This window comes from Pedobacter kyonggii, from assembly GCF_004310665.1.
Lineage (GTDB): Bacteria > Bacteroidota > Bacteroidia > Sphingobacteriales > Sphingobacteriaceae > Pedobacter > Pedobacter kyonggii.
The window spans coordinates 108,206-121,405 of the sequence record NZ_SIXF01000008.1 but is presented as its reverse complement, the minus strand read 5'-3'; the positions used below and the strand labels follow the sequence as shown (position 1 = coordinate 121,405).

Annotated in this window: 15 protein-coding genes; 7 read left to right on the top strand and 8 right to left on the bottom strand. The window is 38.0% G+C overall.

All coding sequences use genetic code 11. The annotated features are described in order from the left end of the window. Positions 1-47: 47 nt before the first annotated feature. Together EYS08_RS10735 and EYS08_RS10730 are read left to right on the top strand one after the other, a co-directional pair. A complete protein-coding gene (locus EYS08_RS10735; RefSeq protein WP_131030037.1) occupies positions 48-1,352 on the top strand; it encodes a sensor histidine kinase in 1,305 nt (434 codons plus the stop codon). A 134-nt stretch (positions 1,353-1,486) separates the two neighbouring features. Further along, positions 1,487-1,960 carry a hypothetical protein gene (locus EYS08_RS10730; protein WP_131030036.1) on the top strand — a complete coding sequence of 158 codons (474 nt, stop codon included), beginning with the start codon at positions 1,487-1,489 and terminating at the stop codon, positions 1,958-1,960. A 108-nt stretch (positions 1,961-2,068) separates the two neighbouring features. Here EYS08_RS10730 and EYS08_RS10725 read toward each other — a convergent pair whose 3' ends face one another. From EYS08_RS10725 to EYS08_RS10710, 4 genes are all read right to left on the bottom strand, one after another. Continuing rightward, positions 2,069-2,497: a hypothetical protein gene (locus EYS08_RS10725; protein ID WP_131030035.1), complete on the bottom strand. Its 429-nt coding sequence runs from the start codon at positions 2,495-2,497 to the stop codon at positions 2,069-2,071. Positions 2,498-2,611: 114 nt separating this feature from the next. Then, positions 2,612-3,298, bottom strand: coding sequence for an RluA family pseudouridine synthase (locus EYS08_RS10720; protein WP_108198402.1), 687 nt, complete (start codon positions 3,296-3,298; stop codon positions 2,612-2,614). A 100-nt stretch (positions 3,299-3,398) separates the two neighbouring features. Next, on the bottom strand, positions 3,399-4,214 hold the full coding sequence (gene panB / locus EYS08_RS10715; protein ID WP_131030034.1) for a 3-methyl-2-oxobutanoate hydroxymethyltransferase: 816 nt from the start codon (positions 4,212-4,214) through the stop codon (positions 3,399-3,401). Positions 4,215-4,306: 92 nt separating this feature from the next. Further along, positions 4,307-4,501 carry a hypothetical protein gene (locus tag EYS08_RS10710; RefSeq protein WP_131030033.1) on the bottom strand — a complete coding sequence of 65 codons (195 nt, stop codon included), beginning with the start codon at positions 4,499-4,501 and terminating at the stop codon, positions 4,307-4,309. A 35-nt stretch (positions 4,502-4,536) separates the two neighbouring features. Here EYS08_RS10710 and carA point away from each other — a divergent pair, with 35 nt between their 5' ends. From carA to EYS08_RS10685, 5 genes are all read left to right on the top strand, one after another. Then, positions 4,537-5,649: a glutamine-hydrolyzing carbamoyl-phosphate synthase small subunit gene (gene carA, locus EYS08_RS10705; protein ID WP_131030032.1), complete on the top strand. Its 1,113-nt coding sequence runs from the start codon at positions 4,537-4,539 to the stop codon at positions 5,647-5,649. A 75-nt stretch (positions 5,650-5,724) separates the two neighbouring features. Next, positions 5,725-6,585 (top strand): hypothetical protein, encoded by an 861-nt coding sequence (locus tag EYS08_RS10700; protein WP_131030031.1) that lies wholly within the window; start codon positions 5,725-5,727, stop codon positions 6,583-6,585. A 96-nt stretch (positions 6,586-6,681) separates the two neighbouring features. After that, the gene (locus EYS08_RS10695) at positions 6,682-7,446 is read left to right on the top strand and encodes an ABC transporter ATP-binding protein (protein ID WP_116251357.1); all 765 of its coding nucleotides are present in this window, start codon (positions 6,682-6,684) and stop codon (positions 7,444-7,446) included. Positions 7,447-7,524: 78 nt separating this feature from the next. Further along, positions 7,525-8,646, top strand: a complete 1,122-nt coding sequence (locus EYS08_RS10690; protein ID WP_165456421.1) for an ABC transporter permease — start codon at positions 7,525-7,527, stop codon at positions 8,644-8,646. Between the two features lie 136 nt (positions 8,647-8,782). Further along, positions 8,783-9,466, top strand: a complete 684-nt coding sequence (locus tag EYS08_RS10685) for an XAC2610-related protein (RefSeq protein ID WP_131030030.1) — start codon at positions 8,783-8,785, stop codon at positions 9,464-9,466. Between the two features lie 311 nt (positions 9,467-9,777). On the opposite strand, the gene EYS08_RS10680 is transcribed toward EYS08_RS10685, so the two are convergent. The 4 genes from EYS08_RS10680 to kbl form a co-directional block, all read right to left on the bottom strand. Then, the gene (locus EYS08_RS10680) at positions 9,778-10,353 is read right to left on the bottom strand and encodes a TetR/AcrR family transcriptional regulator (protein WP_029274048.1); all 576 of its coding nucleotides are present in this window, start codon (positions 10,351-10,353) and stop codon (positions 9,778-9,780) included. A 1-nt stretch (position 10,354) separates the two neighbouring features. Continuing rightward, entirely contained in the window at positions 10,355-10,765 is a 411-nt protein-coding gene (locus EYS08_RS10675; RefSeq protein WP_244215925.1) for a Rieske (2Fe-2S) protein, read from the bottom strand. Next, complete coding sequence (gene pheS, locus EYS08_RS10670; RefSeq protein WP_131030029.1) at positions 10,765-11,805, bottom strand: phenylalanine--tRNA ligase subunit alpha; 1,041 nt, start codon at positions 11,803-11,805, stop codon at positions 10,765-10,767. The genes EYS08_RS10675 and pheS overlap by 1 nt, the downstream gene beginning before the upstream one ends. Before the next feature lie 148 nt (positions 11,806-11,953). Continuing rightward, positions 11,954-13,141 carry a glycine C-acetyltransferase gene (gene kbl / locus EYS08_RS10665; protein WP_131030028.1) on the bottom strand — a complete coding sequence of 396 codons (1,188 nt, stop codon included), beginning with the start codon at positions 13,139-13,141 and terminating at the stop codon, positions 11,954-11,956. Positions 13,142-13,200: the final 59 nt, after the last annotated feature.

Sequence of the window (13,200 nt, the reverse complement as noted above, 5' to 3'; positions counted from 1 at the left end):
GGAAGTCAGAGGTTAAGCGTCGATCTACCAATGAACCATTAAACAAAATGAAGTTACAGGTTAAGTTTTCTTTATACAATGCAGTAACCAAAATTGCCATTATTCTGGTATTGGGGGCTATCATTCTATTTTCATTGGATAAACTTGCTTACAACCAATTTGACAACCGTTTAATCAAAAAGAAAAACAAAATCATTAAACACTTAAACGATAATGAGATCGATAGCCTTTTAAATAAGGAACAATCCTTTACCGATTACAATATTTTAAAGGAAGAATTTATTGTGTTAACGGATATACCCGACAATCAGAAAGATTCTACAGCAAAGGTATTTACCGAAAAAAGAGAGATAGAGGGCGATATTGAAGTATACCGCATCTTAAACTATAAATTTTCTTATCATACAAACTGGTATAATTTGGAGATTGGAGAAACGATGACAGCGCTCCAATCCATTAAAAATTCGATCCGTTTTTACATGCTGATTGTGTTGGTTGCCGCCTTACTTATTACTTTGGTAGCAGATTTTACCTTCTCAAACTTTTTATTAAGGCCTTTTTATCTCATTATCGATAAAAAAATCAACCTGGTCGATGATCCTTCGCATTACAATTACCAGAATATACCAACTACCACCAACGATTTTAAAATTCTTGATAATAGCATAAACTCTTTAATGCGTAAAATAAATACACTTTTCGCTTTAGAAAAGCAGTTTATTGCTAATGTTTCGCATGAGCTGCTTACCCCCATTTCAATTTTAAGTACGCGCTTCGAAAATATGCTCAACACACCAGATATTCCGGTAGAGCACGAAAACAAAATCTACGCCTCTTTAAAAACCTTAAACCGCTTAAAGGTAATTATCAACAGCTTGCTACTCATTTCGAAGGTAGAAAACAATCAGTATCTGAAAACAGAAGAAATTAGCCTAAAACAGGAAATCGATGATATATATGAAGATCTGGAAGATCGAATAGCAGATAAAAACATCAGTTATAACGCCCACCTTTCAAAGGATTTTCATTTTACTGGAAATAAAGCACTGATACATACCCTTTTAATCAACATCATCAATAATGCAATAAAGTATAATATTGAAGGGGGCGCGATTACCATAACAGATAAAACCGAAGCCGAAAAATATATCCTCACCATCAGCGATACCGGATCAGGTATGAGCGCGGCACTGGTAGAAAATGCTTTCGATCGGTTTAAAAGGGGAAATACCGAAGAAAACGGCTTTGGCCTGGGACTGGCCATTGTGCAAAGCATTGCCCGATTCCATAAAATAGAGGTAGATATTAAATCTGAAGAACATAAAGGAACCGGCATTTCGTTAATTTTTTAAAATTCCCGTCATAAGATTACTAGATAGTGCATTATCTGGAATAAACTTAATTCCGATGTGAAGATCGGCACAGGGTGCCAAAATCTTTTTGGCAAGGGCTTTGCTTAATAATAAAAAATCAATCTGACAAGAAAATGAAAAGCATCTTTCCAGTATTAGGCCTTACTGCTTTATTAATGGCATCGTGCCAGGGCGGAACGGCAAAAAAAACACAAGCCAAAATCGATTCTACCATAGTAACCAATGCAACGGCAAGCCCCGATTCTCTTCGGTGCTACCAGTATATTAAAAACCGAGATACTGCCACCCTGTCGTTAAAAATAGCGGATAATAAGGTAACGGGTACACTAGGTTATAATTTATACGAAAAAGATAAAAATGCAGGCACTATAGCCGGAATTGTTAAAGGCGATACCATAATTGCAAGCTATACTTTTCAGTCTGAAGGCAAAACATCAATTAGGGAAGTGGCTTTTTTGAAAAAGGGCGATCAGCTGGCAGAAGGATTCGGCGATATAGAGGAAGTAAAAGGGGAAACCAAGTTCAAACACCCAAGCAAACTGAAGTTTGATGGATCGATGACTTTTGACAAAATAGATTGTAAATAAATTCCGAAGAACCGTCATTCCCAACTTGATTGGGAATCTTAATGACTAACAAAAGTGCTTTAAGATTCCCGCATACGCGAGAATGACGATTTTTCTATAATTTGAGATTTACTTGGTTATTGCTTCCTTCGCTGCTTCCGTCCATTCTTCGCTTAACTTAAGCATATAATCAGAGTATTTTTGTATTTCATCTGGCTTTAGCTTGCTTGCCCAGCCTGTCGCCTGATTTGCCCAAGCCGTGTATTTATCGCTTAACGCTTTAATTTCTGCAGCATTCTTACTCTTCACAGCTGCAACATATTCATCTTTAAGTTTAGAATATTCAGCAAGGCCTTTGTTTACCTCTTCACTTGAGAAAGTTGGAACATCGGTTTTAACTGTTTCAGTTGTTTTTGTCGTTATTTTGGTAATGGTGTCTCCATTAGCAGAAATTTCACTAGAGTCTTTGGTTGTTTCCGTTTTTTTAGTGCTATCGCACGAAACCAATGTAGAAGCCAGTAAGCCTGCTGCAGCAATGGATAAGATGGTGTTTTTCATGATTAATTTGGTTTTTAATCCTGAATAGACGAAATATAATGCCAAATCATAAAAAATCCGATCAAATAATAAATATTGTGACCGGATATCTTAATTATATTAAATATTGTTGTGCTATAAGTCTTCGAAGCGTTCCCAAAAACCATCAACAGGCAGCTTCGCAAATATATTTACGGGTTCTTTTTTAACCGGGTGTATAAACTGTAAACGGCGGGCATGTAGGCAAATACTCCCTTTTCTGCTTCCACGGGGGTAGCCATATTTATTATCACCCATAATCGGGCATCCCATTGATGAGAGCTGAACCCTGATCTGGTGTGAGCGTCCGGTTAAGGGATCTACCTCTAAGAGGTAGTAATCGCCAACCTTCGCCTTTACTTTGTAAGAAAGCTCAGCACGCTGACTACCAGTAACCTCCGTATTGTAATAGGAAACCACATTTTTCTGCGGGTTTTTAACCAGCCAATGGATCAAAGTAGCCGACTCTTTCTCTGGCTTGTTCTTCACCACTGCCCAATAGGTTTTCTTTACTTCCCTATTTTTAAAAACGGCATTCATCCGTTCTAAAGCCTTACTTGTTTTAGCAAATAAGATTACGCCACTCACCGGCCGGTCTAAACGGTGTACTACACCCAAAAAAGCACCATTTGGCTTATTGTACTTTTTAGCGATATACTTTTTTACCTGTTCATCCAAAGGCTCATCGCCGGTTTCATCAACCTGCACAATATCACCTGCCCTTTTATTAATGGCGATTAAATGATTGTCTTCAAAAAGGATGTCGTTATCGGTAATTGGCATTTAACCCCTCCGCCCCTAAAGGGGAACTTAAATTAATTATATATTGATTTATTTTTTAAATATTAACCTCATGTAATAAAGCCCCTTTAGGGGTTTGGGGTTAATACTGTTCTTTTTCGTTCGGGAAATCGTTTGCTTTTACATCACGAATGTACGATTGTGCTGCGCCTAAAATTTCATCGTATAAATTAATATACTGACGTAAAAAACGTGGTTTAAACCCTTTTGTTAAGCCAATCATATCATTTACAACCAAAACCTGGCCGTCGCAGTCTTGTCCGGCACCAATACCAATAGTTGGAATATTTAAGCTTGCTGTAACTTCTTTACCTAAAGCAGCAGGAATTTTTTCCAATACGATAGCAAAACAGCCAGCAGCCTGTAAAGCCAAAACGTCTGTTTTTAACTTATTTGCTTCTTCTTCTTCTTTAGCGCGAACCGTATATGTTCCGAATTTATAAATCGATTGAGGTGTTAAACCCAAATGCCCCATTACAGGTATTCCTGCCGTAATAATACGATGAACCGATTCGATAATTTCTTCGCCGCCTTCCAATTTAACACCGTGGGCACCCGATTCTTTCATAATCCTTATCGCCGAGTTCAAAGCTTCCTTTGAATTTCCCTGATAAGAGCCAAAAGGTAAATCGACAACAACAAAAGCGCGTTTAACTGCCCTTATTACCGAGGCAGCATGGTAAATCATCTGATCTAGCGTAATAGGCAAGGTCGTTTCATGACCAGCCATTACATTAGAAGCCGAATCGCCTACAAGTAGAACGTCTAATCCTGCATCATCTAAAATGGTAGCCATCGAGTAATCGTAGGCTGTTAACATCGATATTTTTTCACCACGTTGCTTCATTTCCTGTAAAGTGTGCGTGGTGATGCGTTTGATTTCTTTATGTACCGACATGGGATTTGTTTTGTATTGCCAAAAGTATTGTTTTTTCTTTAATTAAGCTGAAAAGACCAAAGGTAAAAGACCAAAGCTATTTCAGGCAAAAATCATTTTTTATTTAAATCGTGCCTCACTGCTTTCAGCTTTAGTCTTTCTGCTTTTAGCTCCGACCTTATTTCATTTTTCTCTTTACATTTCCAATCTAAAACTCTATCTTTGTACCCCGAAATGGAAGGGATATATTCATCTTTTTTTGCACCCAGCAAAAACGGCTTTAATGCCGAAAGCCATTCTTTTTTCAACTCTTTTTTAAATCAAAATCCATATTGTAATTACCATGACTAACTACACCAAGTTACCTGCGATTTTATTACTGGCCGATGGCACAGTTTTTTACGGCAAAGCGGCCGGAAAAATTGGCACCACTACCGGCGAAATTTGTTTTAATACCGGGATGACAGGTTACCAGGAAATTTTTACTGATCCAAGTTATTTTGGACAGATAATGGTTACCACTAATGCGCATATTGGCAATTACGGTATCCACAAAGATGAAATCGAATCAGGTTCGATTAAAATCGCTGGTTTAGTCTGCAAAAATTACAATATCGTTTATAGCCGTAAAGAAGCAACAGAATCGATTCAGGATTATTTCCAAAACGACAACTTGGTTGCCATTTCTGATATCGACACTCGTGCATTGGTTCGCCACATTAGAGATAAAGGTGCAATGAACGCAATTATTTCTTCTGAGATTACCGATCTTGAAGAATTAAAACAAAAATTAGCAGAAGTACCTTCAATGGAAGGTTTAGAGCTATCATCTAAAGTAAGTACAACGGAGCCTTATTTCTACGGCAACCCTGAAGCGAGCTTAAAAGTGGCGGCTTTAGATTTAGGTATCAAGAAAAATATTTTGCGCAGTTTCGAAAACCGCGATATCTACGTTCAGGTTTTCCCGGCGAAAACTACTTTTGCCGAAATGGAAAAATTCAGCCCTGATGGTTATTTCATTTCTAATGGCCCTGGTGACCCATCAGTAATGCCTTACGCTGTAGAAACAATCAAAGATATTCTAGCGGTAAATAAACCAATGTTCGGGATCTGCTTAGGTCACCAATTATTGGCCGAAGCTAATGGTATTGGTACCATGAAAATGTTTAACGGTCACCGTGGATTAAATCATCCGGTAAAGAACATTATCAAAAACCACTGCGAGGTTACTTCACAAAACCACGGTTTTGGTGTAATTCCTGATGAGGTTAGAAACTCTGATAAAGTAGAGATTACCCACGTTAACTTAAACGATAAATCGATCGAAGGTATCCGTGTTAAAGGAAAAAAAGCATTTTCGGTTCAGTATCACCCGGAGTCTTCACCAGGCCCACACGATTCGCGTTACTTATTCGACGATTTTGTTGGTGTAATGAAGGGCGAATTAACCTGGTAAAATACAAGTCTTTCTATTAAAGCATTAAAACACTGCTCAATCCTATTGGCAGTGTTTTTTTATTTAAATTAGAACATGTTGAAAAACCATTTTATTGCGTGTATTGCTGTTTCATTGTGTTTGTTCAGCTCCTGTATTTCCAGATTGTCGAGACCGGCAATCACCGGCACTATATTGGACTATCAGAACAAACCTGTTATTGGTTGTAAGGTGGGTGAGACCATTACCGATGCCAATGGCAAATTTCACTTAAAAGAACTCCGTTACAGTAAATTTTTCATACCCGAAATCTTCATGATGGAAGCTCCTCCCCTTCACTTTTCTGAAATTATAAAAAAAGAAGGATTTTTGAGTTACAACATAGAAGGACATACCCCTTTTGGTGGCGGACAGGGAAAGGGTGCAGCTGCTAGCGTCGACACGATCTACCTAAAAAGAATAAATGAAGTACTTAACACTAAAGATTACATTTATACGAACTGGAAATTTGCCGCAAATAAAAACTTAGATACCCTCTATGGCACAAATGCCAATTTCAGGCTTCAAAATTCAGTAACCAATAACAGGAACTTTGTAGAGAAAATACAATATGGGTTAATGTATAAATTTCACGCGACAAAGAAACCAGACACCGCGTGGAGTGCTGAATCACATGACTTGAAAACGACCTATTGGGTAGCGCTTAAAACCAATGGAACATTTACGGGAAAAAAGCTACGCGAATACCAAAACCCCTGGAAACATAGAATGGAATACGATCGCACTTATAGAGAATCTTATGTTATTCCTGCCGACAGTATAAACACAAAAGGAAAATTTAGTTTTCTAAAAGATCAAATTGTTTTCGACGAAGCTTTTAACAAGGCAAAAAACACTTATAAAATAGACTCGATTGATCGCGATGTGATCGTTTTAACCAAAAAGAGCACCAATTAATGTTTTTACCTACTACAAATATCATTTTACCGACATTTTGGTTTATCCAACTACAAATTCATTCTCTATTCATTTAAAGCTGCTTACATTCGCAATATGGAAACAAAAAAAGCCATTATCAGCGTTAAAAACCTGGTAAAAAAATACGATGATTTCGTGGCCGTTCAAGGGCTTAGTTTTGAAGTTTACGAGCATGAGATTTTTGGTTTGCTTGGCCCCAATGGTGCCGGAAAAACCACTACCCTCGAAATTATTGAAACCCTAAGGGATAAAACCTCCGGCGAAATTATCGTTGATGGTTTTTCTGTCGACAAGCAGCCGCAGGATATTAAACAGATTATCGGTGTACAGCTACAGGCAGCTGGTTATTATCCAAATCTGAATCTCATCGAACTGATCGAACTTTTTGCCGGTTTATATGGTGCCAACATCAAACCGATGGAAATGCTGGAGAAAGTAAACCTTCAGGATAAGGCCAAAGCTAAATACAAAGCACTTTCTGGCGGACAGAAACAGCGCTTCTCTATAGCCACTACGTTAATCAACCAACCCAAAATTATTTTTTTGGATGAGCCTACCACAGGCTTAGATCCACAGGCCAGAAGAAATCTTTGGGATCTGATTATCGAAATCAGGAATGCTGGCACCACCGTTGTAATTACTACCCACTACATGGACGAGGCTGAGCAACTTTGCGATCGTGTTGCTTTTGTAGAACGCGGGCAGATTATCGCGCTGGATACGCCTGATAATTTAATAGATAAATTAGTGAGCAGTGGTTTTGAGCGCAAAAAAGAAGTTAAAAAAGCCAATTTGGAAGATGTTTTCATCAACCTTACCGGCCAGGAATGGAGAGAATAAGCCCCCCAGCCCCTAAAGGGGAGCTTAAAACTAGTGCCTAATACATTTTTAAAAAAACAAAATCCAGCAGAATTAATTATGCAAAAAGATATACACGAAAGAAATTCAAACTCCCCTTCAGGGCCTGGGGGTTATAGTAACCTTACAGCAACCCTTGCCCTTGCCAAAGCGAGTTTCCGGTCAATTATGCGAAGCCCATCGGCAGTGGTATTTACGCTTGCTTTCCCTTTGATATTTATTTTGGTCTTCGGATTTTTGGGCGGCGGCGGCACTCGTATCGATGTTGGTGTTACACCTGGTTCTGATGTAAACAACCCGGTAATGGTCATGTTGGACAAAACAGGAATGATCCGCCTGGTTAAAGATAAATCGAAAGCTGAGTTTGACAAACTGTTAGAAAAAGGCAATGTTGATGCCATGATTGATGTGCATAGAAAAGTCAATTCAGCTGCTTATTCGGTCAACGTAGTTTACACCTCCGCATCAAGGGATAAAGGCGGAATTTTAAAATCAGTTTTAAACAATATTTTTTACGATAAAACCTTAAAACCTACAGTAGCAGAGATAAAAGAAAGCACTATTACTGGCCGCGAATACAAAACCATCGATTTTATACTTCCTGGACAATTAGGTTTTTCGCTATTAAGCACTGGTGTTTTCGGAACAGCATTCGTTTTTTTAAGTCTGCGCCAAACCTTAGTAATCAAGCGTTTTTTTGCTACACCTGTTAAACGCTCGAGCATTGTAATCGGCGAAGGTATTGCCCGCATCGGCTTTGCTTTAATCGGCGCATTGTTTATCATCCTGATCGGTCATTTCTTTTTTGGCTTCACGCTCGTCCATGGTGCGCTCACCGTCGTCAATATGCTTATTCTGGCTACGCTTGGTATTATTGTTTTTATGGGCTTTGGTTTTATCATTTCAGGCATAGCCAAAAACGAAAGTATGGTACCACCCATCTCGAACATCGTTACTTTACCACAGTTTTTACTATCAGGGACATTCTTTTCTATCGAGGCTTTCCCAAGTTGGTTACAGCCCATTAGCAGGGCTTTACCCCTTACCTATTTAAACGATGCCATGCGCAAAGTCGCTTTTGAGGGCTTGGGCTTATGGGATGTTAAATTCCAGATTATGATCTTATTGCTCTGGGGCATTGGTATTTATGCCGTTGCTGTGAAAGTATTTAAATGGGAATAACTGAATAAAGAAGGTAGAGATTGGCTTACTACAAAATCGGCAGTACAAAGCTATATCAAAACCCGCAAAAGAAAACGTTAACCTTTTTTAACTTTTCGGTGGATGATATTGATGTAATTTTACCGAAAAATATTTAATGAAAAGTTTGATTATCTTTTGTGGTATTTTAATTGTTGCCAATACTTCGAAAGCACAGTTTAAATTCTTAGCCAATAACAGCTCCGAACAATACAAAGCCAAAATTTTTGTTGATAAATGCGAAGGTAACGCTTGCAGCGGAAAAGCTACAATTATTATTTACGATAAAGCCACAGATAGAGAAGTAGACACCTTCCATTCTGAAGATTTGGATTTTGGCTTAACTGAAACCCAGAATGCCAAACTTGGATGGCTCGATTTAGGCAAATACCAAACACCTTTAATTTTTGGCGATTTTAATTTTGACGGCTCTGAAGATATCGCGATAAGAAATGGTAATAATGGTGCTTATGCCAGTCCATCTTACAACATTTATTTATCATCTAAAGAACACAAGTTTCTACTGAATAAAGAACTTACCAAACTTTCAAGCGAAAACCTGGGCATGTTCGATATTGATAAAAAAACAAAGCAGATTGCTATCCACCAAAAAGATGGATGCTGTTTTGACAAAACCATCAATTATAAATATGATACTAAAAATATGCTTTACGAAGATTCATCGGTAATTGAAGATTCGAGCATAGCCGATAATGTTACGGTGATTACACAAAAACTTGTTGATGGAAAAATAAAAAGAACCGTGCAAAAATTTAAGATGAAAGATTATTATAATCAATAATAAGAGCTCATTAAACCACAGTTACATACAGATAAACACGGATTTCTTCGTTCGTTCCCTTTTTATCTTTTTTTAGCGGCCGCGTCTCGCTACGACATACCAATAAGTTTATTTTTAGTGTCTTAGCGGGATGCTAAGACCAGATTGCGAAAGTATGCGATATATCGTCATTTCGAGAGAAGTGCAACGCAGCCGAGAACCACAAAGTGCTTGGCGAAGCTAAATCTATCTGGAGAGCACTTTGATTTAGATCTCTCCGCTCCGACATGCTCCGGTCGAGATAACGAACCTGTTATTAAAGACTTTTCTACTTAAAGCGCTGCTTTTACCAGAAAAGGCAATATTTCTTTTTGGAAACTTACAAAATTCTTACGAACATCAGAATCGCTAACTGAGGTAAATGCAAATGAAAATACTATGCTCTTACTGGCTTTCAGCAGAAAGGCCAATCCTTCTCTTCTGGCAGGGTTATTCTTAAAGTTATCCAATTGCAGGTAAGCAGCTAACAACAGAGCCTCTAGCTGATCTGATAAGTGTTTTAAGAATTCCTGAGAGTTTGCATTTTCACGAACAAAATCCCACCCGATAAACTCATTACACGCCGTAAAAGATAAACGGCTGGTTTTCATTACCAATGCTTTTAAATGTTCCTCTTCTGATGCGTAGCTTAATTTATTATGCAGGATTTCGTGAAGATTCTGATCAAGGTAATCCATCAGGATACTATCCAGCACCTGTTCTTTACTTTCGAAATATTTGTAAATCGTTGCTTTGGCAATGCGTGCCTTTTTAGCAATTTCGTTTACACTGGTTTTATGATAACCGTATTTCCTAAATAGTTCTTTGGCAGCCTTTTTTACTGTTTCTTTTATTTTTTCAGCTTCCATTTTAATTGCTTACGTGTAATAGTGTATTGCCTTGCAACGAAATATTATAGGCTTTTAAGCTTCTTACTGCAGGTGCTTTTTGTGGACTTCCGTCAAGCAGTGAAAATTTTGCACCAGAACATGGATCGGTTGCGGTAAATCCACTGTCATCAGGCACTACTTTACAAATTTTCTCTGGATTTACGGTACTGCAACGATCAAATACGACATAATTGTTGGATGATATCCTCACAATAATTAAACCGCCAACACCCCTATCAGCAACTAGCATAACATTATCTTTTTGTTTAATGGAAAACTCTTGGAGTGTTACATTATAATTCACAGGCACATCAGGAATGTAACCTTCATCTTTGCCACAACCAGTAGTAAGTACCAGAACAAACAATATGCTATATAAATACTTCATCATTAAATTAAAGCAGATTTAAATTGCTTTAAGAAACGTACGTCGTTTTCAGAGAATAAACGCAGATCTTTAATTTCATATTTTAGATTGGTAATACGTTCTATTCCCATTCCAAATGCAAAGCCGCTGTATTTTTTTGAATCGATACCACAGTTTTCCAAAACATTGGGATCTACCATACCGCAGCCCAAAATCTCTACCCAACCACTGTATTTACAAAACTGGCAGCCTGCTCCTTTGCAAATGGTACAAGAAATATCCATCTCTGCAGATGGCTCTGTAAAAGGAAAATATGATGGACGGAAACGCACTTTTGTACCTTCTCCATATAATTCCTGAACGAAATAAAATAAAGTTTGCTTTAAATCGGCAAATGAAACATTTTCATCAACATACAAACCTTCTACCTGATGGAAAAAGCAGTGTGCACGTGCAGAAATGGCCTCGTTACGGTAAACACGGCCAGGCATAATTGCCCTGAACGGCGGCTGCCCCTGCTCCATCATGCGCACCTGCACAGAAGAAGTATGCGTACGCAGTGCGATATCGCCTTTTTCTCCACCTTTTTTAATGAAGAAAGTATCTTGCATATCTCTTGCAGGATGCTCTTCAGGAAAGTTCAGTGCAGAGAAGTTATGCCAATCATCTTCAATTTCAGGACCTTCTGCTACTGTAAAACCAAGTTTAGCAAAAATTTCTACAATTTCTCGACGCACTAAAGCTAAAGGGTGGCGAGAACCAATCTCGAAACCTTCACCCGGCAAAGTTAAATCTTGTTGTGCGTTTTCAGTTTTAACCTCAGCACTTTCTGTAGATTCTTTTAACGTGAGGTATTTTGATTCGGCAAGTTGCTTAAACTCATTTAAAACTTTACCTAATGATCTTTTTTCTTCAACAGAAACAGATTTGAATTCATCGAAAATCTCTTTGATTATGCCTTTGCTTCCTAAATACTTGATGCGGAACTGCTCTAACTCGTCTGCTTTTTCAGTTACAAAAGCATTAATTTTATCGGTATATTGTGTTATTTTATCCTGTAACATGGCTTCAAATATACAGCAAATTATCCAATAATTTTAGGCTTTATGAGTTCAAATAATCTGTTTACAATACCATTATAAAAGAAAATGAACCCATAAACTATAAAAGCCACTTAAAGCGGCTTTTATAGTTATCGTAGATCTATAGGTTTTAAATTACACCTAATTCTTTACCTACTTTGGTAAATGCAGCAATAGCCTTATCTAAATGATGTTGCTCATGTCCGGCTGATAATTGTACACGGATCCTCGCTTTGCCCTGAGGCACAACCGGATAAAAGAATCCGATTACATAAATACCCTCTTCTAACATTTTAGCGGCGAATTGCTGTGCAATTTTTGCATCGTATAACATTACCGGAACAATTGGATGGAAACCTGGTTTAATATCAAACCCAGCCTCGGTCATTTTTTCACGGAAATATTTGGTATTGTTTTCTAGTTTATCTCTTAAAGAAGTGGTTTCGCTTAACATATCTAATACTGCGATAGATGCACCTGCAATTGCTGGCGCTAAGGTATTAGAGAACAGATAAGGACGTGAACGTTGGCGCAACATATCAACGATTTCTTTTTTACCTGAAGTGAAACCGCCAGATGCACCACCTAAAGCTTTGCCTAACGTACCGGTAATGATATCAATACGGTCCATTACGTTGAAGTGTTCGTGTGTTCCGCGGCCATTTTTACCGATAAAACCTGTACAGTGTGATTCATCGATCATAATCAAGGCTTCATATTTATCAGCCAGATCTGCAATTTTATCCAGTGGAGCAACTGATCCGTCCATAGAGAAGGCACCATCGGTAACAATGATTCTATGTCTGCAATCTTTGGCAGCGATTAACTGTTTTTCCAGATCTTCCATATCTGCATTTTTATAACGAAAACGTTGCGCTTTACACAACCTAACACCGTCGATAATTGATGCGTGATTTAATTCATCAGAAATAATGGCATCTTCGGCATTAAACAAGGGCTCAAAAACACCGCCATTGGCATCAAATGCAGCAGCATATAAAATGGTATCTTCTGTACCTAAAAATTTAGAAATTTTAGCTTCCAATTCTTTGTGTACATCTTGTGTGCCGCAGATAAAACGTACAGAAGACATTCCATAACCATGATCGTCGATCGCTTTTTTAGCCGCTTCTATCACTTTTGGATGAGAAGAGAGCCCTAAATAATTATTTGCGCAAAAGTTAACCACTTCGGCACCACCGCTCACTTTAATGTCGGCACCCTGAGGGGTAATAATAATTCTTTCGCGTTTAAATAATCCAGCGTTTTCGATTTCTTCAAGTTCTTTCTGAAGAACAGGTTGTAATGTTTTATACATGGCCTTTTTATATGTTGATTTTACGCCCAAAGTTATAAAAAAAAGTCTTTACAGACCTA